Source organism: Flagellimonas onchidii (genome assembly GCF_004804315.1).
Lineage (GTDB): Bacteria > Bacteroidota > Bacteroidia > Flavobacteriales > Flavobacteriaceae > Flagellimonas > Flagellimonas onchidii.
In genome coordinates this window covers 1-20,664 of the sequence record NZ_SRXX01000027.1, presented here as the reverse complement: position 1 = coordinate 20,664, position 20,664 = coordinate 1, and the positions used below count along the sequence as shown (strand labels likewise).

Here is a 20,664-nt window from a genome sequence, read left to right as displayed (position 1 = left end):
AAAGTCGTCCACCCGTTGTCCCCTTATTAATTTCAAAGTGTCCACCTGTTGTCCACCTTCATTATTTCATAGCTCAAAATCAATACTTTAGGTTTGTGTTGTTATGCAATTTGAACATAACAAGTTTTGTGGTCTTGCTCGGCTAAGGGCTGCAGACCGTTTACCGGGCGAGTCACACAAAACAGCAAAAAAAGTTTAACCACAAAACGAAAGTATCATGAAAACGAAAGTCAAGTTACCAGGTTTAGTTGTAGCCATCATCTTTGGTATACTAACAAACTCCTGTAGCAAGGACGGCGGCATTGAACCCATAGCCATTGATCCTTGTGTTGAAAACCCATGTGGAAGTCCTGATCAATGCGATGATGACAATGGAGGTCAATCAGTGGAAGGAATCACCCGGGATGATATAACTCCTGAAGGTAATGTTGTAAACACAGGGGACGGATACACAGTTGAGGGTAAAGTTACCATGGAAACAGAATCCGGCGAAGCTGTTGTATTCGAAGAGGCCGATTTGGATGTAGAATTTAACGAGGATGGTTCTTTAAAGAATTTCTCGGGCACGGTGGAAATACCAACTCCCTCCAATTATTTTGAGTTTGAAGATCCCATCCAAGCAGATGTTGGCTTTTTCACCGGAAAATTCCTCAACGATAATCGAGATTTTGAAATAAGGTTAAAGGATGAAAGAAAATATTTTGTCTTTGCAATAGCTGTAGCAATTGAAATGACGGTAGGTGCCAATGACGATCCAGATGCTACAAAACCCATAACCGTTTCACCCCCACTTAGTGGAGGCCATATTACTTTGATTGCAGATTATGACGACCCTATGTTTTTCTATTCTATAGGTATTAACGGTGGACTTGGCGATGGCAATGGTAACGGTGACGGAAATAATAACGGAGGTGACGGAAACAACGGCGATGGAGATGATGATGGTGAAGTCTCAGGAGTTAGTTTCGGTAGTTCCCTTAACGCATATCTTCGGTACGAGCCCACTTTGCCCGTTGAAAACGTGGTGGCCTTTGATGCTAAAACTGTTACTGGAGGTACTTTTTCCTTTTGGACCGTCTTAGAAGCTAGCGGTATGTACTATAAAAATAGTGGTTTTGACGTTGATTTCAATTTAAAGGAACCTATGAATTCAGACATTGGGGTGGGTTATCGAGCCGGTATCAATGGAAGTATGTCATTCTCTGCCGACATCAAAAATATTGTGTCCTTTGGGTTTCCTATTGGGCAAGGTAGCGCTGCAATCGTTGCAGAAGCGAGCACCAATAATGGCATAAATGCCAGAGCTTTTGTCAATGGACTTGTAGATCCTGATCTTTCTTGGTGGCCAGAATTTATTCCCATCAGTCCAGATGGACAGTTAAATGTTTATGGCTATGTGGAACAAACTGGTGCATTCGATATGGGCCTTTCAGGAAATCTTGGTTTGGAAACACCCACAGGTCCAAAAAGTGTTGATGGAGCTTTAAGACTCACCCAAGATGCATTTACTATGGACGGAAAGGTCACCATTGACGATGAAATATGGGAAGCCAATATTACCATGAGCAAAGAGCAAACGAAGGCCATAGCTACTCCACCTTCTAACTTCACTGATGGGATTTCGGAAACAGTGACCGCTCAAATTGATGAAGCCATTGAAACTACTGAACAAGCCATAGCAGATCTTGAAGCTGCAAATGAACAATATGAGCTTGAATTGAGTTTAAGAGGATTAAGAGCAGCATTGCCCGGAATCATTGACAGAGCAAATGACGAAATTGATGATGCCGTGGCAGCAGGAGTCGCCAGTGGAAGAAGTCAAGCGAATAAAATTCTAAATGATAATAATAGGGTACTCTGCAGCGATAACATTTCCTCAGTGGTAAATTCCATGGTGAAACCCTATAGAGATGCACTGAACAGACTCAAAAACGCAGTCAATAATTCAAATGACAATACCCAAACCAGAAACGAATTGGAAGCTGCTTTAAGACAACTTGCAGGATTGGACAGAATCAACAAAAGTGCTACGGTGACCATAAATCATGGCCATAAAACCTTCGGCTGTGGTAACTTATGGAGACTGTCAAACACTAGAACCGTAACCATCAATGAAACTATTTTGACGGCTACACAGAAAGCCCAATTGTTGGAAGCTGCCGACAATGTGCAATATATTGAGGAAGCAGAGGGGATAAAATTCGATGCCCAAGTAATCGTTGATCAGTTGCCTACAACAGAAGAATTGGAGAACCTTAAGGATGGTGTTGAAGCTTGCATTTCGGAACTTACTGACGGGCTCGAGAAGTCTGGTTTCATCTACGTGCACGAAACCAAGGAGTTTAGACCATTTATCGTTATTAATGGGGAAGAAATAGAGGTGGGTGGTTTCGATGTCTTCAGTACTGATGAATTAATTGCGAAAGCACGTGTTGAGACTGATAACTGTAATCCAGACCAAGCACTTAAGGAGCTGCAGACCAAAGTCAAGAAATAGGCTGATTTTCCTCGCTAGTTATTTATGAAAGTAAAAAGCCCCGGGAACCACTCCGGGGCTTTTAAATAAAATCAAAACCAACCTAAACATATGAGTGTACCACTCAAGTTTATGAAAATTTCATAGCAATTTTCTTTTATAGAACAACCACAAAAGAAAAAACCCTACCTGTTTTTTTATTTTTTTTGAAAATCTTTCTGAAAAGGAATGCTCAAAGGGGTTTGCACCTTAAAAAAATAAAGATCATCCGAATCCGGGCCGTACTTAGCCAAGCTATCTCGTGGAATAGACACTCCATCTTCTTTTTGAGTGTTTACAACACAAAATCCATCTCCATAATTTTGTGGGAGATCAGCCGAGAAGTCGTCTAAAGTATAGATTTCTTTGTTGGAATCTAGTATTCGGATTTGTCCACCATATGTCACATTTGGAAGCACCCAAATCTGTTTTGGAAATTCTCTATCCAGTTTTTTGTGCAATTCTGTGAATTCAAAATGAATATCTGACTGTATTCCCAATAATTTTTCAAATGGTGTTCGTATTAATTGAAAGCACAAAACCAAAACATACACTATGCCCCCCCACTTGATGTAATTGCTTTTCATTTCTCCCAAAAAAGCAACAAATAACACCAAATAGGGCAATAAAAGTGGTAAAAGCCACCTCCCGTGTACTTCCTGCGCATCTGTTAAAACAAAGAGTACTACCAAAACCAATGTCTGGGAAATCATCAAATGAAACAACCATTTTAATTCATGTGCAATTTTACATTGTCTTTTCCTAAAGAAAAACAGCACACCCACAAACAACAATACGGGCAGAAAACCTTCAAAAAGAGCCTTACCTATTTTTAAGATAGGTCCCAATATTATAATGCTTGTCTTATCCTCACCAAATTTTATCCCAAGACTTTCCCTGATTTCAAATAAATATCCCTCACCAAGCAACCAGTATAAATGGGGCAAAAAAAGAAGTACCGCAACAACGCAAGACAACAATATTCTTTTATTCCACACCAACTTCCTTATTTCCCCATCAAAAAAGGAAGTCAACAAAAGCGAAATTGGCAATAACGCATAGTTGTACTTGGCAAGCATCCCTATTCCCATACACAATCCTAACAAAGCATAGTTAAATTCGGATTTTCTATGAATTAATCTAACAACCACCACATAGGTAGCCAACACTATCGCACATGCCAATAAGGTGTGAGAAAGTCTTCTGAAAGCAAAATCAATAAAAACGGGCACCAAAACGGAGACCAGCAAGACCAAATAAGCTTTCTTATCATCTTTTAAGATGATTCTTCCCAATTTTGCCAACAAAAGCAAAACAGAAGCGAACAGTAGTCCACGTAAAAATGAGAAAGAGAACTTGGTGACTCCAAAAAGATAAACAAGTATTTTTTGAAGCCACGTATATAACGGAGGCTGGTCATCATATCCAAATCGCCACCATTGCGAATAATATGCTTGCTCGGCATCCTCTAGCTCCAAGGAATTTTTCAAATAGCTGATAATAACAGCAGCCAAGATTGAAAATAGGGCAATTAGGCAAGTCAACCTATTTGTTTTGGTCAGCCCTGACACTATGTGATTTTCAATATTGTAAAACTGCCAGACAAGGGGTTCAATTGGTCAAGAAGCATTTGGATAAGGTCATCGCCATACTCCAAAAACAATTCTGAGAAATTCAGTTGCCTTTCTTGTAAAGATTTGTTTGGAAAAAGTTCATTTTGGATATCTGTCATTCGAATGACATGATCCTTTAATTTTCGTTTTTGGGCTTTTAGCAGTCGTTTTTCAAGAGCATCCAATCCTTTCTTCTGCTTTACTTCTTGCGCTTTGACTGCCCCCAAAAAAGTCTTATCGGTTTCTTCCGCTAATTGGTACATTGACTGGAACTGTTCTTCCAAAAGTCTCTTTTGAGGAGAAAAATCGATATCGACGTTCGAGATTTCCCGAATCTTTTTATTGATAAAACTGTTTTGTTTTAAAAACAAATCAGAAACCTTCAAATCGAGCTTTTCCACCTTTAGAGCCTGTTTTTCGGTAAGTATAAGTGCTGAATTTCTAAGCAGTAGTACCGGGAAAGGGATTTCCATGGTCTCAAAATAGGATTTTAGCTCTAACCAATAGGCCAATTCCCCTCCTCCTCCAATATAACAGAGATTGGGTAAAATCACTTCTTGGTACAAAGGTCTGGCGATTACATTGGGTGAAAACCGTTCTGGATGGTTTTGCAGCTCTTCTTTCAACTCAATTTCAGAAAAGTGGATTTCAGTGTTGTTCACATGGTAATTGCCATCAACTTCTATAATCCGTTCGCGTACATTGTCTGATAAGTAGAAATAATTGATTTCCCTTGGATTCACTTGAATTGGGTAATCATTAGAAACTTCCTTTAGTGATTCAATAGTGGTTGAAACCTTTTGGAACGGAATATGTTCAAAAATGTCTTTTTTGGCATATGGAATCAATAACTTTTTTAAATCGGTATCATCACCATCAATGATTACCAATCCATGCTCGCTAAACAATTCATTGGTTAAAAAGCGAGTAGCATCCGTCAAATTGTTGTATTGCAAATATGCTTTTTCAAAAAGCCCCTTCAGTTGGTTAGCCTTTTCGGAATTCCCCATTTCGGAAGAAAACATATTCAAAACAGCATCTAACCCATCTGTACTTAATTTTCCAACTGCTCCGGATGCTTTTTTGTTCCATTGCACCTTCTTTCCCCGAAAATTGAAAAAATTGATTTCATCAAAATCATGGTCCTCTGTAGCCATCCAATATACCGGAACAAAATCGTATTTGGGATACGATTCCTTCAACTGCTTGGTAAGATTTATGGTGGATACAATCTTGTACAAAAAATACAAAGGACCTGTAAATAGATTCAGTTGATGCCCTGTAACAACAGTGAACGTCTTTCTATTATTTAATAAGGATATATTTTTCGCCGTCGATTCCGAAACATCGAAACCATTGTATTGCCAAGTTATGGCGTTTGAAAGAATGGGTCTATGAGCTTCGGGGAAATTAGCTTCTTTTTCAGCAATCTGCTCTTTAAAGTTCTCTACACCCGGAAAACGACCGTAAAAAGGCTTTAGTTCTTTTTTTTGGTCCAGATAGTCGCAAATAATCTTGGAAAAATAGCCCGTTTCTTTAAAAGGTATACAATCTACTTCCATTCAAAGTTGAAATATCGGCTAAAGATAATCCTCTTCTTTTTTTCTTCTCCTAAAAATACGTTAATTGCTAAAAGGGGCGTTTTAAAGGTGGCAAGAAGAAGCTAACAGTTCTTGAATTTATTGTTAGATTTGGGTTAGACTAATTCAAAACTACATGACAAGATTTCTACACTTATCGTTCTTCTTATTTTCCTTTATCATCACTGCCCAGCTCAAATCTCCTTCAGAGTTTTTGGGATACGAACTTGGTTCCGAATTTACCAGACACTATGAGGTGGTAGACTATTATGAGTATCTCGCAAAGGAAGCTTCAGACAGGGTCAAGCTCATAGAATATGGGCAAACCAATGAACGTAGGCCCTTATTGCTTGCTTTTGTATCATCTGCTGAGAATATTTCAAACCTTGAAAACATTAGACAAGAACACTTAAAAGATATTGAAGGCTCTGGCAATACTTCGAAAGCCATTGTTTGGCTTAGTTACAACGTACACGGTAATGAAAGTGTTGGCACGGAAGCCTCTATGCAAACCATTTATGAACTATTGACCACCAAAAGTTCTTATTTGGAAGACACCGTAGTAATTATGGATCCTTGTATTAATCCTGACGGGCGTGACCGATACAGCAATTGGTATAATCAATATAAAAATAGTCCGCATCAGGTTGATCCCAATAGTAAAGAGCACAACGAAGGCTGGTGGAGTGGCCGAAGCAATCACTACATGTTTGACCTAAATCGAGATTGGGCTTGGCTTACTCAGGTAGAGAGTCAACAGCGCTTAAAATATTACAACAAATGGTTGCCTCATGTTCATGTGGATTTTCATGAACAGGGTGTAGACAATCCATACTATTTTGCACCGGCAGCGGAACCTTATCATGAGGTAATTACAGATTTCCAACGTGATTTTCAAGTCACCTTAGGTAAAAACCATGCTAAATATTTTGATGCAAATGGATGGTTCTACTTCACCAAAGAAATCTTTGATCTATTCTATCCTAGCTATGGTGATACCTACCCAACATATAACGGCGCCATTGGCATGACCTATGAACAAGGGGGGAGCGGTCGAGGAGGCCTTGGAGTAATTACCAAAATTGGTGATACCCTGACCTTAAAAGATAGGATTGCCCATCACCATACAACAGGTCTATCAACCGTTGAGGTAGCGTCAAAAAATGCCGACAAGCTAAATTCTGAGTTTAAAAAGTTTTACAAAAACCGGAATTTCAAGTATAAAAATTATGTGCTTAATGGAGATGAAGACAAAATCATTGCTTTAAAAAAACTGCTATCAAAACATGAGATAGCATATGGCTCCCCGTCAAAAGGCTCCGTGAAAGGATTTAACTATTCTACCGGAACCAGTGGTAGTATGCCCATATCAGAAAAAAGCTTGGTAGTTTCAACAAATCAACCCAAGGCAACTTTGGTCAAGGTGTTGTTTGAGCCCAATGCAAAATTGAGCGATTCTTTGACTTATGATATTACTGCTTGGTCACTACCATATGCTTATGGCCTGAACGCCATTGCTACCACATCTTCCGTTGACGGAACATTTACCGATAACAGTTCAGATGAAGATAAAGTTGTACATATATATGTTGGCAAACCTACTATTGATGAAGGCGCATATGCTTATGTAACGGATTGGAACAGTATGGAAGATACCCGGTTTTTAGCTGAATTGTTCAAAAATGGTATTAGAGTCAGAAAAGCGGACCACCCATTTACCATTAAGGGCAGTACTTTTAAAAGAGGAAGTTTGATCATCACCAGAGCGGATAATCAAAACAAAAGTGATTTTATTGAATCATTACAACGAATCAGTCAGAAACATTTAGTTCAGCTTACTTCTGTCAACACTGGCTATGTGGATTCAGGAAAAGACTTTGGTTCGTCATCCGTGCAAATGATTACCAAACCAAAGATAGCAATGCTATCAGGAAAGCCAACCTCCACTCTCCGTTTTGGTGAGATTTGGCACTTTTTTGAGCAACAGTTGCACTACCCCGTCACAATTTTGGATAGCGACTATTGGGACAAAGTCGACCTTAAAGACTACCATATTTTGATTCTTCCGGGAGGTGGTTACGGCAATTATTTTACAGAAAGCCAATTGACCAAATTGAAGGAATGGGTCAAAAATGGAGGAAAACTACTTGCAATGGGAGGCGCCATCAATGCTATAGATGGTGAAAATGGATTTGGTATCAAAAAGAAAGAGGTAGAAAAAGATTCGTCAAAAAATCAACCTAAACCTCATAAGAACTCTCAAAGAGAGTTTATTAAAAAAGCCATTACCGGTGCCATTTTTAAGACCAAGGTTGACAACTCCCATCCTCTTGCCTATGGCTATGGAACAGACTATTTTACCCTTAAATTAGGCAGTGACAGCTATGATTATCTTAAAAATGGAAATGCCGTATATCTTGAGGGCAACACTAAGCCTGTTTCTGGGTTCGCAGGTAGTGAGGCGCAAAAAAAAGTAGGCAGTTCATTGATATTTGGTGTTGAACAATACGGACAAGGACAAGTGATCTACATGATAGACAACCCACTTTTTCGAGGTTTTTGGGAAAATGGAAAATTGTTTTTTGCCAATGCATTGTTTATGGTGGATTAAGGTTTCTTTCTATCTGACGACTTTACTCTATAAAAATGGAATCTTTGCCAATTGTATTGGTTTACAAAGTTTTTCCAGAGGGTTGGCATTATCTACTATAGGTTGTGGAAAGATTCCATATGTCACTAAAAATCATTAATTTAGAATAGTAGTTTTTTAATCAAAAAATGCAATTGTTATGAAAGAATCATTGTTGGATATAAGATACAGAACCCTTGCATGGGTATTGGCACTTTGCTTTTTTACGGTGATAGGAACCGACAAGGCATTTGCATTACAAGAGCAAGAAGATTTTGCACAATATAAGGGAGAAGTTCAGGATGCTTCGTCCCATAAACCCTTGGTATTTGCCACACTTTCTGTGGAAGGTACCAACATCAGTACCATTACCAATACAGAAGGTGGCTTTTTGCTTAAAATACCAAACTCCATGACCAATGGGACCTTAGTGGTTTCTTTTTTAGGGTACAAATCCAAAAATATTCCTATTTCCCAGTTAAAACCGAACAAGAACAAAATAGAATTGGCCATTTCGGTCACGGAATTAGGAGAGGTGGATATTAATGCTCCCAAAGATGCATCAGCGCTGGTTAGGGAAACATTGGCCAGAAAAGGTGACAATTATTTTGACGATCCAACTTTAATGACAGCCTTTTATAGGGAAACCATCAAGAAGAGAAAGAGAAATGTATCTCTTTCAGAAGCCGTTGTAAACATTTACAAATCACCATATGGCTCTCTTAGAAGAGATGCCGTGGAGTTGTACAAGGCCAGAAAAAGTACAGATTACAACAAATTGGATACTGTGGCTTTAAAATTGCAAGGTGGTCCTTTTAACACGCTATACGTGGATATTATGAAATATCCCGAATACATCTTTTCATCTGAAACCCTAGATTTTTACAATTTTACTTTTAGTAGGTCTACTCGAATTAACGATCAATTGATTTTTGTAATCAAGTTTGATCAGCTCGAAACCGTTAATGAACCCCTGTACAAAGGTGAATTATTTATCAATGTAGAGCAGAAAACATTGACAAGCGCCATTTATACGCTGAATATTACCGATAAGGTAAAAGCGGCAAAACTTTTTGTTAGAAAAAAACCCGCTAAAGTTGATGTTTGGCCCACTGAAATTGCTTATCGGGTAGACTATCGCGAAAAAGGTGGTAAATGGTATTATGGCTATAGCAACGTCCTTCTGGAATTCAAAGTGGATTGGGAAGATAAATGGTTTAATTCAGTCTATAGCATGACCGCGGAAATGGCAGTAACCGATTGGGAGAAAAATCTCAATGGCGAACTTCCAAAAAATAGGGACCGAATTAAAAGGTCGATTATCTTAAGTGACGAAGCCATAGGATTTTCTGACCCTGATTTTTGGGGTGAATATAATATCATTGAACCTGAGAAATCCATTGAATCTGCTATACGTAAAATCCAACGTCAATTACGAAGGGCAAAATCCAAAAACGGTTCAGCTTCCACTCCTTAAATGAATTATTGGAAGGCGCTTTTAAGTTTTTCTTTTAAGAAGAGTATCATTTAAATGATAACCCAATAGTTTTGGTTGTTCAAGTAAAGGTTCTAAATTAAGGGACCTAAATCCAATTTATGCTCAACAGAAGGTCTTTCGTCAATTTGGCTGCACTATTTTCAGCTACTTCGGTTCTCTCGCATTTTCAACCATACCAAATACCATCCAACAAGTCTGAAATACGCATTTTACCAAAGCGCTTGAAAAAAGGTGATACCATCGGATTGATTGCTCCTGGATATGCTGCAAAACTCGAAGTACTGCAAAAAACCATACAGATTTTGAAAAGTTTGGGGTTTAAGACATACCATACAAATCGTGTTCTTGGCAATCATGGCTACTTTAGTAATACCGATATCGAACGTGCCAAAGATGTAAACGAGATGTTCACAAATCCAAAAATAGATGGGGTTCTTTGCATACGTGGCGGATATGGATGTACTCGCATCCTTCACCTCTTGGATTATGAAAACATCAAGAACAACCCAAAGGTTTTAGTAGGTTTTAGCGATGTAACCGCGCTTATCAGTGCCATTTATAAAGAAACGGGTTTAGTAGCATATCATGGTCCCGTAGGTAGTACCTTGGATGATACCTATAGTCAAAAATATCTAGAAAAGGTTGTTGCACGAAAAAAGAACACGCTTACCATAAAAAATGCTGTTTTAAAGGAAAAGGAATTCTTAAACGACCCGGTTTACGACAGGTATACCATTACCGATGGAATCGCTGAGGGAGAACTTGCAGGTGGTAGCCTCACTTTGATAAATGCACTTATTGGCACACCTCATGAAATTGATTTTACCAACAAAATTGTGTTCTTGGAAGATGTGGAAGAAGCTCCATACCGTATAGACCGAATGCTTACCCAGCTTCTGGAGGGAGATACCTTTACCAAGGCTAAAGGAATCATGTTCGGTGTTTGCAAAGGTTGCGACCGACAAAAGGAAAAAGGTAATTTTACCTTGAGGGAGGTAATTATGGATCGTATAAGTTCCTTGGGTATCCCTGCAGCCTATGGAATGAGTTTTGGACATGTACCCAATAACTTTACCATTCCGGTTGGGGTAAAGGCATCTTTTGATGCTAACAAAATGACCCTAAAGCTTCTTGAACCTGCCGTTTTATAATCAATCTGGCAACTAAGTTTACACCATAAAAAAAGCCCCATAAAGGGGCTTCATTATTTTTTAAACTCTCGAAGTGTTTTTATGATGATAGAAACACAATCAAGTAATTGTTCCCTGTTCATTACCAAAGGTGGTGCAAACCTGATGATGTTGCCATGTGTAGGTTTTGCCAAAAGTCCATTTTCCTTTAATGCCATACAGATGTCCCATGCCGTAGAGCTTTCTTCCGTATCATTAATAAGAATGGCGTTCAGCAATCCCTTGCCTCGAACCTTGATCACCAAATCACATGTAGGAATAAACTTGCTGAGTTCTTCACGAAAAAGCTCACCAAGTTCCATAGCATTTTCTGCTAGACCTTCTTCTTTCACTACTTCAAGAGCTGCGATTCCAACAGCAGCAGCCACTGGGTTTCCTCCAAATGTACTGCCATGGCTTCCAGGTGTAATCACCTCCATAACTCCGTCATTTGCCAAAACTGCGGATACCGGATATGCTCCACCAGAAAGGGCTTTCCCTAAAATCAAAACATCCGGTTTTACTTCTTCATGGTCAACAGCTAACATTTTACCGGTACGTGCTATCCCAGTCTGTACCTCATCGGCGATAAAAAGTACATTGTATTTTTCACAAAGTGCCTTAGCCTGCTTTAGGTATCCTTCAGAAGGAACATAAACTCCAGCTTCACCCTGAATGGGTTCCACTAAAAATCCAGCTATGCTGGAATCGGTTTTTAATGCTCCTTCCAAAGCAGTCAGGTCATCGTACGCTATCTTAACAAATCCTTCTGTATAAGGACCATAGTTTTTTCTGGCTACGGGGTCATTTGAAAAGGAAACAATCGTAGTGGTACGTCCGTGAAAATTGTTCTCACACACTACAATTTTTGCTTGATTTTCAGCTATCCCTTTCTTTTGATACGCCCATCTTCTACAGATTTTCAATGCGGTTTCCACGGCTTCTGCACCCGTGTTCATGGGCAAAAGCTTATCAAACCCAAAAGTAGAGGTCACATATTCCTCAAACTTGCCCAACATGTCATTGTAAAACGCCCTAGAGGTCAAGGTCAAGGTCTTAGCCTGTTCTGTCATTGCGCCCACAATTTTTGGGTGGCAATGTCCTTGGTTCACTGCGGAATAAGCTGAAAGGAAATCATAGTATTTTTTTCCTTCCACATCCCAAACAAAAACACCTTCACCCCTGCTTAAGACAACAGGAAGTGGATGATAATTGTGAGCTCCGTACTTGTTTTCTAAATCTATCGCATGCTGCGATGTTAAATGCTCTAAAACAGCCATTTTAATTCAGTTTAAATTACTAAAACAACTATTCCTACATCACCTTTATTCTTTCGAGGACTCGAAAAAGCAGCGTGGGAGAGAAATCATCCCTGAAGAGCCGCTAAATTATTAAATATTTACCGGTTTTTAATAAAAACTCACTCGGGCATTTTACTTGATAGGGATGATATCTGCAATTCCATCCTTTTCAATTCCCTCATCAAAGCGTTTCTGTGCATCTGCATCCACATGTAGATTTTCAACATGCTTATGGTAAAAAAGCACAATAAAACACTCCCGACCCAAAGAACAAGGTCATTAGTATTTTCAACATCAAATGTTTGTATTATGCTGTAAATAAGTAAGCCAAAGACCAAGGCTATCATAATATTCATAATAAACGCCAACCAGGAGTTTTTTCCTTTGAACAATCCGCCCAACATTTGAAAAAGGTTCTGTTCATCCAGCTCATCATAAAACTTTGCTTCTTCTTCGGTTAACGTGTCTTTGATCAACTTGTCTATGTCTTCCATCTTAGTTTTCATAAATTCTGTTTTTTAATATTGTTTTTAATTTTTCTCTGGCATGAAATAATCTTGATTTTGCCGTTCCAGTAGAGATGCCCAACATTCCACTGATTTCCCTTAACGAATATTCCTGAACGTAAAACAAGCGAATTACCATTTGTTGACGTTCAGGCAATTTGTTCACCATTTGTAAAAGGTCTCGCTTTAAGTTATCCCTTGCTGATGGCTCATCGGCTTCTGTGTCGTGTTTTTCATTTTCTAGTTGGTTCTGAATCGTTGTCATCCTATTCTTTGCCTTAACCGCATCAATAGATTTGGTGTAAACAATGCGCATTGCCCAAGCTCCAAAGTTTTTGGGCTCCTGAAGCGTATCCATCTTATCGATAATAATCTGCCAACAGTCTTGAGCCACATCTTTTGCCATATCGGGGTCTTTAAGCAACCAATACGCCCTGTCGCAAAAGGTTTTATGCCAACGTTTTACCAAAGCAACCAATGCTTGCTTGTCACCAGATTGAAAACTTGTCACCAATTGACCGTCAACCGAACGTTCATTTTTATTCATTGAATAAGCCTGCTTTTATTTTAAAGACGTTAAATCTTTGGAAAGGTTCAAAAAAAGAAGATTTTAACTAGTTCAACTCTCAAGTTAGTTGTTCTTTATGAAAACCTATGCTTACTTTTGCGCCATGCGCAGAAAAAACAAGCGAATAACGTTTGAACATGTTGAAGTGGTTGACGCCGGAGCTAAAGGAAAGTCCGTTGGTAAAGCTCCTGATGGCAGAGTGATTTTCCTATCCAACGCCGTTCCTGGCGATGTTGTGGATGTGCTTACCACTAAGAAAAGAAAAGCTTATTTTGAAGGTATTGCCACCCATTTCCATACGCTTTCCGATAAAAGAACCACTCCTAAATGTGAGCATTTTGGGGTATGCGGCGGATGCAAATGGCAACATATGGATTATGAATACCAACTTTATTTTAAACAGAAAGAAGTTGAAAACAATCTGAAGCGTATTGGTAATATTGAATTGCCCGAAATAACACCCATTCTTGGTTCGGAAAAGCAATACTTCTACCGGAACAAGATGGAATTTTCCTTTTCAAGCAGTAGATGGTTGACCCAAGAGGAAATTGATTCGGCAACGGCCATTGAAGATAGGAGTGCTTTGGGATTCCATATCCCGGGAATGTGGGATAAAATTCTGGATATTAAAAAGTGCCACCTTCAAAAAGACCCTTCGAATGCAATCCGTTTGGAGGTTCGGAAATTCGCGGTTGAAAATGCACTTTCATTCTTTAACCCAAGAGAGCAAACAGGGTTGCTTAGAACTATGATGTTAAGGACCGCTTCAACCGGAGAAATCATGCTTCTGATTCAATTCTGTGACGATAATCAGGTAAAAAGGGAGCTATTATTGAATCATTTGGTGCAAAAATTCCCTGAAATCACTTCCCTTTTGTATGTCATCAATCGAAAACAAAACGATACCATCTATGACCAGGAGGTGATTTGTTTCGCAGGTAGAGATCATATTTTTGAGGAAATGGAAGGGCTTCGATTTAAAATAAATGCCAAATCTTTTTATCAAACCAATTCCGCGCAAGCCTACGAACTTTATAAAATAACCAGGGACTTTGCGGGCTTGACAGGTAACGAGCTAGTTTATGATCTCTATACGGGAACAGGGACCATAGCCCAGTTTGTGTCTAAAAATGCGAAAAAAGTCATTGGAGTGGAATCGGTTCCCGAAGCCATAGAGGATGCCAAAGTGAATGCCTTAAATAATGGTATTGAAAACGCTGAATTTTATGTTGGGGATATGAAAACTGTATTCAATACGTCGTTTATCGAAGAACATGGCCATCCAGATGTCGTGATTACCGACCCACCTCGGGATGGTATGCACAAGTTGGTTGTGGAGCAGCTTTTATCGGCCAATCCTAAAAAGATAGTATATGTAAGCTGTAACAGCGCAACCCAAGCCAGAGATTTGGCTCTATTGGATGAAAAATATAAAGTTACCAAGGTGCAGTCAGTAGATATGTTTCCGCAAACCCACCACGTGGAAAATGTTGTACTTTTGGAGAAACGGGTTTAGTCTTTGATACCATCTGTTTATTATTTTAGAATGAAAAAAATACTTCCCATCTTACTTATAGCACTGCTAATTTTTAATGTGGCTTCCTGCGAAAAAGATGATATCTGCGTTGATGGCGATACACCTCTACTGGTCATAGGTTTTTTTGATATTGATGATCCCGATGAACACAAGCGTGTGCCTTCGATACGAATAAAAGTTATTGATAATAATCAAGTTTTATCAGATTTGGAAGCTTTCAAATTTACTGATCGTTCCAATTCTCCTGATTCATTGTCTGTCCCACTACAAATAAATGCAAACAGTACTCGATTCGAGCTTATAACAGATTCGGCAGAAGATGCTGATACGGGAGAGGAAACTGGAAATATTGACACTCTTACCATCAATTACAGTACTCGAGAAGCTTTTATCTCACGAGCATGTGGTTTTGTGATCAATTATGATGATGTAAATGCTTCCCTGACCTCAGACGACTCAAATTGGATTCAAGATATTACCATTGTTCAACAAACTGTAGAAAACTCTAACAATATCCATGTCAAGATATTTTATTAGCCTTTTTTGCCTTTCCATTTCTTTTTTTGGAATAGGTCAAGATAAACCGGTTGACCTCCAACCAAAGGATACTGTAGAGTACAAACAAGAGTATGGGTTGCGTGTCGGTGCGGACATCAGTCGATTGGTCTTATCCTTTTTAGACGAAGACTACACCGGTTTGGAACTGGTGGGAGATTATAGGTTAACAGAAAAACTGTATGTCGCTGGAGAAATAGGAAACGAGAAGAAAACCCAAGGCGAACAATTGGGAAATACTCTTTTATACAACTATACCGTGTCAGGGAGTTATCTAAAACTTGGTGTAGAGATCAACACTTACGAAAACTGGTTTGGCATGAGTAATTCCATAACTCTGGGAGGGCGATTTGCTGCATCGACTTATAAGCAAACACTAAATGATTATAACATCTTTGAAGGTAATCGATTTTTTAATCCTGATGGTTTTTTGGCCGGAGCCCAACCAAATCAAGAGTTTAGCGGACTCACCGCTTCATGGCTGGAATTTGTGGTGGGAATCAAGGCAGAATTGTTTGCAAATATTTATGTGGGCATGAGTGCTAGGCTTGGCTTTTTGGTCACCAAGGAAGATGATCGCTTTCAACACCTCTGGATTCCCGGATTCAATAAAGTAACAGATGGAAGTAATTTTGGAGTAAGCTATAACTATTCCATCTCCTACTTAATTCCATTTTACAAAAAGAAAAAAAAGAAAAAGGAAGAAACTCCAGTTGAAGAACAAAATTAAACGTAGCTACACCCCAATATCATGACTTCCAAAAACACTTTAATCAATTATGTTGAATTCAAGGCTCATGACCTTGAAGAAACAAAAACGTTCTATAGCCAGTGTTTTGGCTGGGTGTTTATCGACTATGGTCCCACTTATACCGCATTTGCGGAAAGTGGACTTGAAGGTGGTTTTGAACTAAGCGATGAAAACATTACCAAAGGAGCTCTTATTGTCCTATATCATCATGATTTGCATCAGATACAGGAAATAATCGTTAATGCCGGTGGAAAATTATTAGGGAAATCTTTTCTTTTCCTGGAGGACGCCGGTTTCATTTTGCCGACCCTTCTGGGAATGAATTGGCCGTTTGGTCGGATAAATAACCAAAAGGATGTAACAACTAAAAGCTAAGGGTTGTTTTTAGTTTTTTTACTCCCTTCATATATTTCATACTTTACCAATCTAGACTCCAACTTGCCATTGTAGGTCTTAATCTTCCTAGAGGGACGAAGCCCAACGTGTTTCAATGCATCTAAGTTTGAGGTTATCAACCAAGCATCGGTTCCAGGATAATGCTTCTTGAAGGTATCTCCAATTTTTCCATAAAAATCTTCGACATCAATCTGAAGTCGTTCCCCATATGGTGGATTAAAAACCATATGTAACTTTGAATCCACAGGTTTTTCAGTTCTAAAAAAATCTTTCCGCTCAATCGTTACATACTCATCCAAGTTCGCATTCTCAACATTCTCCTGTGACTTTCTAACTGCAGATGGAGCCTTGTCATAACCAATAATTTTATGATGAAACTCCCTTGTCTTGTTTAAACTGGCATCCACAATTTTATTGTGCAGTTCTGCATTGTAATCCTTCCAGTGCATAAATGAATATGCCTTACGATTAATATTTGGTGGAATTTTACAAGCAATCATCCCAGCCTCAATTAAAAAAGTTCCACTACCACACATGGGGTCCAAAAAATCTGTTTGCCCATCCCAACCACTTGCCAGTAACAAACCTGCGGCTAAAACCTCATTAATCGGTGCTATATTGGTTGCTATCCTATAACCTCTTTGGTGCAAAGAACTACCCGAGCTATCTAAAGAAACAGTGCATAAGTTTTTATATAGGTGGACATTGATTCGGACATTCGGGTCCTGAGTATTTACACTCGGACGTTTGTGTTCTACAGCCCTAAATTTATCAACCAAAGCATCTTTTACTCTTTGGGAAACAAACATGGAGTTTTTGAAAACATCTGAACTCATGGTAGTATCAATGGCAAAAGTTTTTTCGTGATGAAAAAAGCTTGGCCAGTCCAATCGATACACATTTTGATAAAGCTGCTTCTCGTTGAATACTTTGAAGGAGGCAATGGGTTTATAAATTTTAAGGGCGGTCCTTAGAGAGAGGTTGGCCTTGTACATAAATCCGGTATCACCTTCAAATGTTACATTTCTAACCCCTTCTTTAACGTTACCCGCACCTAAGTTACGTAGTTCTTTTGCCAGCATAGGTTCAAACCCATAAAAGGTCTTCGCAAGCATTTTAAAGTTCCCACCCATATTTTAAAAAATCTTTCGGTAAAAATAGGCTATTTTTGCCCCTTCAACCTGGTCTTAGGATTTTCCTTTTTAATGATTTTTACAATTCCCATTTTAGCGGTTTGGATAAGTTTTGTTTTCGTACAAATAGCTAAACCCAAGGATAAGAAAAGTATTAAGCTGCTATTGGCCTTTAGCGGGGCCTTTTTGCTCGCCCTTACCTTTTTTGAATTACTCCCAGAGATCTATGAAGTCCAAAAACCAAAAACTGTTGCTGTTTTTATCTTAGCAGGAATCTTGTTGCAGGTGTTTTTGGAATTTTTTTCCAAAGGAGCAGAACATGGACATGTCCATTTAGATTTAAAAAAAGACAAATTTCCTTTGCTGCTCTTTTTAAGTTTGTCAATCCATGCACTGATTGAAGGAGTACCGATTCACGAAAATAATTCGATAATATATGGAATCATTATTCACAAGATACCTGTAGCAATCATCCTGAGTATTTTCTTGGTCAACTCAAAGTTGAGCAAAAGCAGGACAATCTTTTTCATAACCGTCTTTTCATTGATGACTCCTATCGGAACCTACTTGGCCCAAACCAATTTTATGGAAAGTTATGCTTTCATTCTGAATGCCTTGGTCATAGGTGTTTTTCTACATATTTCCACAGTTATTCTGTTTGAGAGTTCCCAAGAACATTCCTTTAACCTACGTAAGCTATTGGTGATTATTTTAGGAGTAGGCATTGCTTATTTTATGTAAAATTAAAAGCTAGCTAAGAGTTTCTGTCAAAATCAAAAACCAATGACTAATGGCACCACCCAATACAAAAATGTGCCATATGAAATGATTATAAGGAATTTTCTTGATTGCATAGAATATTATTCCAATCGTATAAAAGGCACCTCCCAATGCTAGATAAAACATTCCTGTTGAAGATAGATTTTCTGAAAGAAAAGGATAATCAATTACTACCAACCATCCCATTACTCCATAAAGTACCAGCGAAAACACTTCAAACTTTCCTGTAAAAAAAAGTTTCAATAAAGTTCCAAATAATGCAATTCCCCAAACAGCATAAAACAACAACCATCCTTTTGAATCAATTAAGACCGTAAGACAAACTGGTGTATATGTACCTGCAATCAAATAATAAATGCTGATATGATCCAAAATCCGTAGCTTCTTTTTAAGTTTTGGATTTTGGACCGCATGATAAAAAGTTGACGCTGAAAACAGCAATATTAAAGATGTACTGTAGATAACAATGGATACATATAAATATGGCGTATCAAATAAATCACGCTGAAGGAATACAATAAGCCCTACAACTGAAAGGACAATACCCAAAGCATGGGAATATGTATTCCATCTCTCCTCGATTAAAACAGATTTGGGGTTAATAGTCAAAAAGTACTATTTATAACGTTTACCGTGTTTAATTACCATATCAACATCTTGCAATAAACTAATATACCTTAAAACATCTCCATCTACAGCTATAATGTCAGCATATTTACCTGGAGTAACGGTCCCAACCTCATTCGCAACACCCATCCACAATGCTGGCCAATAAGTAGCGGAACGAATGGCGTACATAGGGTCGATACCAAACTCATTGACCCAAACATCAAGTTCGTTCCAAGTGGACTGACTATGGAATTTCATGGGAATACCACTATCCGTACCCACCAATAAAACCACACCCGCATCCAAAAGTTGTTGAATCTTGGTTTTTAAAGTAGGTTTTCTCGAAGGCGTCAATTGAAAATAAGGTAATCTGTCAAGATGTTTTATACTTCTTTTAATATCAGCTATAATACTATCTGGTAAACCTAAATGCCACGAATCATTATCCAATTTTTCATGATTATCCCGCACATATTCGTAATTATAAAGCCCTTCCACGGTTGGACACCAAAACAAAGGCCCTTTATTCATTTGAGCTGTGCGTTCACGAATCATTTCCATCACATCTTCAGGGTATTTTGGTGCTGAAGACAATCCCGTATGTTCAAAACAATCCACACCTACCTTTAGTCCTCTTCTAATTTCTTCGGGTCGATGTCCATGTGCCACTACCTTTAGATTATACTTATGAGCTTCATCAACCACGGCTTTAAGTTCTTCCATAGTCATTTGGTCTTGATCTATCAGTTTAATGACATCTACTCCCGCATCAGCCAATTTTTTAATCTTTCGTTTTCCATCCTCCGGGCTGTTGACCCCCCATCGAAAAGCTTCAGTCCCTGGATATGGTTTATGTTGGATGAATGGTCCTGAAACATAAAGTGTAGCTCCAGGAATCTCACCTTTGTTGATTCTGTCACGAACGGAAATACTTTCCTTTAAAGGCGCCCCCAAATCCCTTGCGCTGGTTACTCCAGCCATTAAAAGTTGAAGAGCAGAAGATGGCATGATTACATCCTCAAACAACGGTGGATAAGTTTTGTCCCAATAAGTATAATCAGCATGACCATTAATCATGGTGTGTACATGCATATCCCATAGTCCTGGTAACACACTCTTGCCTTCTGTTGATATAATTTCAGCATTTTTTGGTATAGAGAGTGTTTCAATCGTTCCAACAGCTTTGATACGTTCCCCTTCAATAATGATTACGCTATTTTTTATAGGGTCGGAACCGAAACCATCAATCAATGTTCCCCCAACAAGGGCTTTAAGTTGGTTTTCTTGGGAAAATATAATGAGTGGGATAAAAAAAAGAAATGAGATTAACCGGAATCTGAGCATGGGTCTGTTTTTTCTAAAGATAGCAAAAACAAAAAAGCCCCCACTTAAAAAGCGAGGGCTTGAGGAAGGCGGCGACCTACTCTCCCACCTGGTGTGGCAGTACCATCGGCGCAAACGGGCTTAACTTCCCTGTTCGGAATGGAAAGGGGTGGGCCCCGTCGCCATGGCCACCTAGATCTT

17 protein-coding genes and 1 rRNA gene are annotated in these 20,664 nt (G+C 38.8%); 9 read left to right on the top strand and 9 right to left on the bottom strand.

Translation table 11 applies throughout. From position 1 onward, the window contains the following. Nucleotides 1–217 precede the first annotated feature (217 nt). Nucleotides 218–2,497, top strand: coding sequence for a TrbJ/VirB5 family protein (locus E4661_RS18060; RefSeq protein WP_136468870.1), 2,280 nt, complete (start codon nucleotides 218–220; stop codon nucleotides 2,495–2,497). Nucleotides 2,498–2,673: 176 nt separating this feature from the next. Here E4661_RS18060 and E4661_RS18055 read toward each other — a convergent pair whose 3' ends face one another. Together E4661_RS18055 and bshC are read right to left on the bottom strand one after the other, a co-directional pair. Next, nucleotides 2,674–4,059 (bottom strand): ArnT family glycosyltransferase, encoded by a 1,386-nt coding sequence (locus E4661_RS18055; RefSeq protein ID WP_168796423.1) that lies wholly within the window; start codon nucleotides 4,057–4,059, stop codon nucleotides 2,674–2,676. A 26-nt stretch (nucleotides 4,060–4,085) separates the two neighbouring features. Further along, nucleotides 4,086–5,690 carry a bacillithiol biosynthesis cysteine-adding enzyme BshC gene (bshC, locus tag E4661_RS18050; protein WP_136468868.1) on the bottom strand — a complete coding sequence of 535 codons (1,605 nt, stop codon included), beginning with the start codon at nucleotides 5,688–5,690 and terminating at the stop codon, nucleotides 4,086–4,088. 154 nt (nucleotides 5,691–5,844) lie between these two features. On the opposite strand from bshC, the gene E4661_RS18045 reads away from it, so the two are divergent. The 3 genes from E4661_RS18045 (at nucleotide 5,845) to E4661_RS18035 (ending at nucleotide 10,986) form a co-directional block, all read left to right on the top strand. Beyond that, entirely contained in the window at nucleotides 5,845–8,319 is a 2,475-nt protein-coding gene (locus E4661_RS18045) for a M14 family metallopeptidase (protein ID WP_136468867.1), read from the top strand. A 178-nt stretch (nucleotides 8,320–8,497) separates the two neighbouring features. Next, entirely contained in the window at nucleotides 8,498–9,814 is a 1,317-nt protein-coding gene (locus E4661_RS18040) for a carboxypeptidase-like regulatory domain-containing protein (RefSeq protein WP_136468866.1), read from the top strand. Nucleotides 9,815–9,933: 119 nt separating this feature from the next. Then, on the top strand, nucleotides 9,934–10,986 hold the full coding sequence (locus E4661_RS18035; RefSeq protein WP_136468865.1) for a S66 peptidase family protein: 1,053 nt from the start codon (nucleotides 9,934–9,936) through the stop codon (nucleotides 10,984–10,986). A gap of 53 nt (nucleotides 10,987–11,039) precedes the next feature. On the opposite strand, the gene rocD is transcribed toward E4661_RS18035, so the two are convergent. From rocD to E4661_RS18015, 3 genes are all read right to left on the bottom strand, one after another. Beyond that, entirely contained in the window at nucleotides 11,040–12,284 is a 1,245-nt protein-coding gene (gene rocD, locus E4661_RS18030) for an ornithine--oxo-acid transaminase (protein ID WP_136468864.1), read from the bottom strand. A 140-nt stretch (nucleotides 12,285–12,424) separates the two neighbouring features. Continuing rightward, nucleotides 12,425–12,811, bottom strand: coding sequence for a DUF6768 family protein (locus tag E4661_RS18020; RefSeq protein ID WP_136468863.1), 387 nt, complete (start codon nucleotides 12,809–12,811; stop codon nucleotides 12,425–12,427). After that, the gene (locus E4661_RS18015; RefSeq protein WP_136468862.1) at nucleotides 12,801–13,358 is read right to left on the bottom strand and encodes an RNA polymerase sigma factor; all 558 of its coding nucleotides are present in this window, start codon (nucleotides 13,356–13,358) and stop codon (nucleotides 12,801–12,803) included. Before E4661_RS18015 ends, E4661_RS18020 begins: the two co-directional genes overlap by 11 nt. Before the next feature lie 124 nt (nucleotides 13,359–13,482). Here E4661_RS18015 and rlmD point away from each other — a divergent pair, with 124 nt between their 5' ends. The 4 genes from rlmD to E4661_RS17995 are packed head-to-tail and all read left to right on the top strand — an operon-like array spanning nucleotide 13,483 to nucleotide 16,597. Then, entirely contained in the window at nucleotides 13,483–14,895 is a 1,413-nt protein-coding gene (gene rlmD / locus E4661_RS18010; RefSeq protein WP_136468861.1) for a 23S rRNA (uracil(1939)-C(5))-methyltransferase RlmD, read from the top strand. 30 nt (nucleotides 14,896–14,925) lie between these two features. After that, the gene (locus tag E4661_RS18005; RefSeq protein WP_136468860.1) at nucleotides 14,926–15,453 is read left to right on the top strand and encodes a DUF6452 family protein; all 528 of its coding nucleotides are present in this window, start codon (nucleotides 14,926–14,928) and stop codon (nucleotides 15,451–15,453) included. Beyond that, nucleotides 15,434–16,201: a DUF6048 family protein gene (locus E4661_RS18000; protein ID WP_136468859.1), complete on the top strand. Its 768-nt coding sequence runs from the start codon at nucleotides 15,434–15,436 to the stop codon at nucleotides 16,199–16,201. The genes E4661_RS18005 and E4661_RS18000 overlap by 20 nt, the downstream gene beginning before the upstream one ends. 21 nt (nucleotides 16,202–16,222) lie before the next feature. Next, entirely contained in the window at nucleotides 16,223–16,597 is a 375-nt protein-coding gene (locus tag E4661_RS17995) for a VOC family protein (RefSeq protein WP_240751534.1), read from the top strand. Here E4661_RS17995 and E4661_RS17990 read toward each other — a convergent pair. After that, nucleotides 16,594–17,751 (bottom strand): THUMP domain-containing class I SAM-dependent RNA methyltransferase, encoded by a 1,158-nt coding sequence (locus tag E4661_RS17990; RefSeq protein WP_136468858.1) that lies wholly within the window; start codon nucleotides 17,749–17,751, stop codon nucleotides 16,594–16,596. The genes E4661_RS17995 and E4661_RS17990 overlap by 4 nt on opposite strands. 72 nt (nucleotides 17,752–17,823) lie before the next feature. Here E4661_RS17990 and E4661_RS17985 point away from each other — a divergent pair, with 72 nt between their 5' ends. Beyond that, on the top strand, nucleotides 17,824–18,492 hold the full coding sequence (locus E4661_RS17985) for a ZIP family metal transporter (protein ID WP_136468857.1): 669 nt from the start codon (nucleotides 17,824–17,826) through the stop codon (nucleotides 18,490–18,492). A 9-nt stretch (nucleotides 18,493–18,501) separates the two neighbouring features. Here the strand turns inward: E4661_RS17985 and trhA are convergent, their stop codons facing one another. The 3 genes from trhA to rrf form a co-directional block, all read right to left on the bottom strand. Continuing rightward, nucleotides 18,502–19,140 (bottom strand): PAQR family membrane homeostasis protein TrhA, encoded by a 639-nt coding sequence (gene trhA, locus E4661_RS17980; RefSeq protein ID WP_136468856.1) that lies wholly within the window; start codon nucleotides 19,138–19,140, stop codon nucleotides 18,502–18,504. A 6-nt stretch (nucleotides 19,141–19,146) separates the two neighbouring features. Next, nucleotides 19,147–20,484, bottom strand: coding sequence for an amidohydrolase family protein (locus tag E4661_RS17975; RefSeq protein ID WP_136468855.1), 1,338 nt, complete (start codon nucleotides 20,482–20,484; stop codon nucleotides 19,147–19,149). A gap of 63 nt (nucleotides 20,485–20,547) precedes the next feature. Further along, nucleotides 20,548–20,659 (bottom strand): 5S ribosomal RNA (rrf, locus tag E4661_RS17970). Nucleotides 20,660–20,664: the final 5 nt, after the last annotated feature.